Here is a 4971-nt window from a genome sequence, read left to right as displayed (position 1 = left end):
CGTCAGCACGCTTGATGGGTAAGGGCGACAAGAATGAAGCCGATCGTGTTGCAGTCGAAGCGATGCGCGAACGGATGAACAAAATCCACATGCGCGGACGCATTGTGATTGGGGAAGGCGAACGCGATGATGCACCCATGCTTTATATCGGTGAAGAAGTTGGAATTTGTTCTCAGCCTAACGCTGCTGACTTATGTACGATCGACGAATTGATCGAAATCGACATCGCCGTCGATCCTTGTGAAGGTACTAACTTGTGTGCGTACGGACAACCCGGTTCGATGGCTGTATTAGCGATCTCCGAAAAAGGTGGTTTGTTTGCCGCGCCGGACTTCTACATGAAGAAACTCGCAGCACCCCCAGCCGCCAAAGGGAAAGTAGATATCAACAAGTCTGCTACCGAAAACCTCAAAATCTTGTCCCAGTGTCTCGATCTGCCGATCGAAGAATTAGTTGTCGTCGTCATGAAACGCGAACGTCACAACGATCTGATTGCCGAAATTCGTAACGCTGGTGCGCGGGTGGCACTAATTAGTGATGGTGATGTCGGTGCAGCGATCAACTGCGGTTTTGCTGGTACCAACATTCACGCGCTGATGGGTATCGGTGCGGCTCCTGAAGGTGTGATCTCCGCCGCTGCTCTGCGGTGTTTGGACGCTCACTTCCAAGGACAACTAATCTACGATCCCGCAGTTGTCAAAACTGGCTTGATCGGTGAAAGCAAAGAAGCTAACATCGCTCGACTCAAAGAAATGGGGATTACCGATCCAGACAAAGTTTACACCGCTGAAGAATTAGCTTGCGGTCAAAACGTCCTGTTTGCTGGTACTGGGATTACTTCTGGAAATATCATGAACGGCGTCAACTTCTTCAAAGGTGGTGCGCGGACTCATACTCTGGTTATTTCCAGTCAGTCCAAAACTGCTCGGTTCGTCGATACCATTCACATGAGTGGTAAGCCTCAGACTGTCAGCCTGCACTAGGGATTAGTGGATAGTGGATAGTGGATAGTATTTGGGAGTGAGGATTTACTAAATAAAACCTCTCAAATGCACTTTGTGCCTCTGAACCACTATTCACTATTCACTATCCACTGGAGTGAAGATCCATAACAAAGCATTTACAACTGACTGGGATTAGAGCAAGATAGACAGCGATTATATACAATGACTTAAGATAGCGTACCGTTAGGACGGCACAACGCACTTAGGTATATACTGCGTTGTCGGCGGTTACATGTCCGTAACTTAAATAACAAAACTCTAAAAATCCTCACTTTTTGAACGCGGAGCAGATATGAATATTGCTGTTATCGGTTTGAGTCACAAAACCGCACCTGTAGACATCCGCGAAAAACTTAGCGTTCCCGATACGCAGATGGAAGCGGCGATTCAAACCCTTTGCAATTATCCCCACATCCAAGAAGCGACAATCCTCAGTACTTGCAATCGCTTAGAAATTTATATCGTCACGCCGACAGCCGATCGCGGTGTCCAAGATGCGATCCAGTTTCTGTCAGAATTTAGTAAGATCCCCCTCAAAGATCTCAAGCAGCATTTATTTATGCTCCTGCACAAAGATGCGGTGATGCACCTGATGCGAGTGGCTGGTGGTTTGGATAGTCTGGTATTAGGCGAAGGGCAAATCTTAGCTCAAGTAAAACAAACCCACAAAATCGGACAGCAGTATAAAGGGATGGGTTCGATCCTCAATCGGTTATTCCGTCAAGCCATGACAGCAGGTAAACGGGTACGCACCGAGACGAGTATCGGTACGGGTGCGGTGTCGATCAGTTCGGCGGCGGTAGAATTGGCACACATGAAAGTCAGCAATTTTACCAACCATCGGATTGCGATCTTGGGTGCGGGTAAAATGTCTAGGTTACTAGTACAGCATCTAATTTCCAAAGGCGCGACAGATATCACGATCTTAAATCGATCGCCCAAACGCGCCGAAGAACTTAAACTGATGTTTACGGCGATCGATCTGCAACTCCAACCAATGACGGAGATGATGACGACGATTTCGACTTCGACGCTGGTGTTTACGAGTACCTCGGCGACAGAGCCGTTACTAAATGCGGCGAAATTAGAATCAGTCCTCGATCCGCATCACTCGTTGATGATCTTTGATATTTCCGTACCGCGTAACGTCCATAGCGATGTCAACGACTTAACCAATATCCAAGCCTTTAACGTAGACGATCTCAAAGCCGTCGTCGCTCAAAATCAAGAACGCCGTCAACAAATGGCTCAAGAAGCCGAAGGCATCTTAGATGAAGAAGTCGAAAACTTTACGAGCTGGTGGCAACTCCTCGAAACTGTCCCCACGATCAACTGCTTGCGCGATAAAATGGAGACAATTCGCCTCCAAGAGTTAGAAAAAGCTCTATCGAGATTGGGCGCAGAATTTGGCGAACGCCATCAAGAAGCGATCGAAGCCTTAACCAAGGGGATTGTAAACAAGATCCTCCAAGATCCGATGGTGCAACTCCGCGCTCAAGAGGATACCGATACTCGCCGGAAAGCTATGCACACCCTTCAGGTACTCTTTAACCTCAACAGCGAAAAACTTGGCGCGAATTCTAATGTTTAGGCGGTAGGTTTGAGAACTTATTGAAGCACGATCGCAGTTAAGTTAAGATCGATCTTGGCGCAGCCTGGAAACAATCGAGCCTAAAATTTACAGATAGACTCTGGCTTGACTGGGAAAACTTTGACAGTGATTTGATTTCCCTTTAGTAAGATATGTCACTAAAACATCGATCGTATATCGAGTATCTTTATGTGAAGATTTTTCCTGAAGACACCATTGAGCAAAGCTTTGAGGTTTTTGGGTTGGGGTGTTGCTGATACGATCGAGGCTGAAAATAAGCAGATCGCTCCGCTGACTAAGGCTAAAAGTTTGTGCATAAATGTCAGATGAATTCGATCGAGTTTAATTAGTTCTCCAAATTATTGGAGATGTTAGATGTAGTAGCGATCTGCTAAAGCGACTTGTTAAAAATAGTACTAAATTCCCGACGGCGAAGGATTTGAGGATATAAGCTAGATTGGGTTGTTAAGATAGACAATACGCGCTTGATGGTTAACTCAGAGTTTATTTGCTTGCAAACCGCTAACGATTAGTTATGGACATTTCGGCATCGATCGATCGCGCAGTTGGTAATTATTTCACCCATTGGCTGAGCGCACATCCCTATCTAGTCTGGCTGGGTGTTCATCCATTGTGGAGTTTAGGTTTAGGCTTGCTGACAATCTTGTCTGTATGGGGGCTAATTCGGGCGATCGGGCGGGGTGTCGAGCAAATCTGGCTACTTTTACTAACGACTCCCTTTAAGCTGCTTCAGCCGATTTTTGGCCGGATCTGGAGTGGGGTACGACGATTATTTGGGCACACTAAATCTAGTGGCGATCGGTTAGACTCTCAATTGATATCAAGTTCTCCCACCGAGCGAGTTGCGACGATCGTCGATCGCTTGCACTCGCTCAGTCACGAACAACAACTGTTATTACAGGAGCTTGCCACTTTGACGGGTTCGCCAACCGCAGGCACATCGATCGACAATATATCCGATACTCAGTACAAAAATATGTCAGCCAAGTTACTGAAATTACACTAATCTTCAGATCTTGCCAGCAGTCGCGATCGAACAGATATGTCATAATTTAGATATAAATACATCGATTGTGTAGCGTCTGTATCAGCAGAGTGAGTACCTCAATATTGAATCTTCGCCAACCTTTTACCGAAATTTTAAAATTGCACGATTGTAATTCAGTGGAAAGACTAATTAACGTCCATATCGAAAAGTTACCAGAAGGTTACTACCTAGCCACTTCTGACGCTTTACCTGGATTGATCGCTCAAGCTCCCAGCCTTACCGAGACTCTAGAAATTGCTCAAGATGTTGCCAAACAACTACTCGCGGCAATGGCAGAACGCAACCAGCTCGTTGAAAATTTCCCCGCAATTGCCGATGAATTCGACTGTCCTCTCGTAGTAACTAGATAAGTGGGATGGGCAGGTTATCGGGATTCAGATATCGTGAAGTAGCCAAGGTATTGCGAGTCTATGGATTTGCACTCGATCGTCAAGCCTGTGGCTCTCACGAAATTTGGTTCAATGATGATAGTGGTAAATATACCACTGTCCCCAACCACAATGGGGATATGCCCGAAGGGACGCTCCGCCAAATCCTCAAACAGACGGGCATCGAAACGGATGATTTTCTTAAGTGTTCGCGTTAAAAAAGCAGTGGCACTCGATTGAAATCGGTGCTATTTGTACAAAGTCCGCCTACGCGGACTGGTTTATTAGTCCGCGTAGCGGCTTGCGCACGCCTTTGTTCCCCGACGGTTTGCGACTGAAATCGCGCTGTAGGCGAAGACGTGTCGCTAGACGGTTTCCTCGTGCTAAGCGTTTCAGTCAAGACAAGACAACGACAAGACAGCAAGACAAGCGGCTCGCTCCGGTCGGGTTTCCCGACCATGGAAGCGAGACAAGACAGACAGGCGGACTTTGCATTGTGAGCCGAGACTTCAGTCTCCAGGCTCTTCTCAACTCGTTGGCGTAGCCTCTTTGCTGGGAGAAACTCACGTTACATTAATTCAGAAACGCTCTTTTTTAATGTAACTAATAGGATTCGCATTTGGGACGCGCTAATACTCCTGGATAGGGATTGTCGGCAAATAGTCGATCGGGATGGGTTAATAATTCACGATCGCATACCCCGAATACTTCAGCTTCAGTTTGCGCTCGTCGCATATCTCGCAAGAAATTTCCATCTGGATCTACACCTTGTCCGATGTAATTGAGATACATCTTCAGGTGACTGATGCGCGATTTTGACTGGACTGCTTGAACCTTCGGCATCTGGTATAACCGATCGATATAATCGCGCACCTGAGCTAGTGTCACTGTGGACATTGGTTTTCCAGCTAATACTTCCCGAATTTGCTTGAAAATCCA

At 46.6% G+C, this 4971-nt stretch carries 5 protein-coding genes and 1 pseudogene; 5 read left to right on the top strand and 1 reads right to left on the bottom strand.

All coding sequences use genetic code 11. From position 1 onward, the window contains the following. The 5 genes from glpX to RMO35_RS01395 form a co-directional block, all read left to right on the top strand. Nucleotides 1–983, top strand: a 983-nt coding sequence (gene glpX / locus RMO35_RS01415; RefSeq protein WP_309738037.1) for a class II fructose-bisphosphatase, incomplete at its 5' end; no start/stop codon positions are given. Nucleotides 984–1296: 313 nt separating this feature from the next. Next, nucleotides 1297–2595 (top strand): glutamyl-tRNA reductase, encoded by a 1299-nt coding sequence (locus tag RMO35_RS01410; RefSeq protein WP_309738036.1) that lies wholly within the window; start codon nucleotides 1297–1299, stop codon nucleotides 2593–2595. A gap of 535 nt (nucleotides 2596–3130) precedes the next feature. Beyond that, a complete protein-coding gene (locus tag RMO35_RS01405) occupies nucleotides 3131–3622 on the top strand; it encodes a hypothetical protein (RefSeq protein WP_309738035.1) in 492 nt (163 codons plus the stop codon). Between the two features lie 158 nt (nucleotides 3623–3780). Next, on the top strand, nucleotides 3781–4014 hold the full coding sequence (locus tag RMO35_RS01400) for a DUF1902 domain-containing protein (RefSeq protein ID WP_309738034.1): 234 nt from the start codon (nucleotides 3781–3783) through the stop codon (nucleotides 4012–4014). Between the two features lie 5 nt (nucleotides 4015–4019). Then, the gene (locus tag RMO35_RS01395) at nucleotides 4020–4250 is read left to right on the top strand and encodes a type II toxin-antitoxin system HicA family toxin (RefSeq protein ID WP_309738033.1); all 231 of its coding nucleotides are present in this window, start codon (nucleotides 4020–4022) and stop codon (nucleotides 4248–4250) included. 385 nt (nucleotides 4251–4635) lie between these two features. Here the strand turns inward: RMO35_RS01395 and RMO35_RS01390 are convergent. Beyond that, nucleotides 4636–4971: pseudogene (locus tag RMO35_RS01390) on the bottom strand (tRNA-dihydrouridine synthase family protein); the annotation flags it as partial.

This window comes from Chamaesiphon sp. OTE_20_metabat_361 (genome assembly GCF_031364565.1).
Note: the sequence above shows the minus strand (reverse complement) of the source record. Positions and strands in the feature narration are given on the sequence as shown.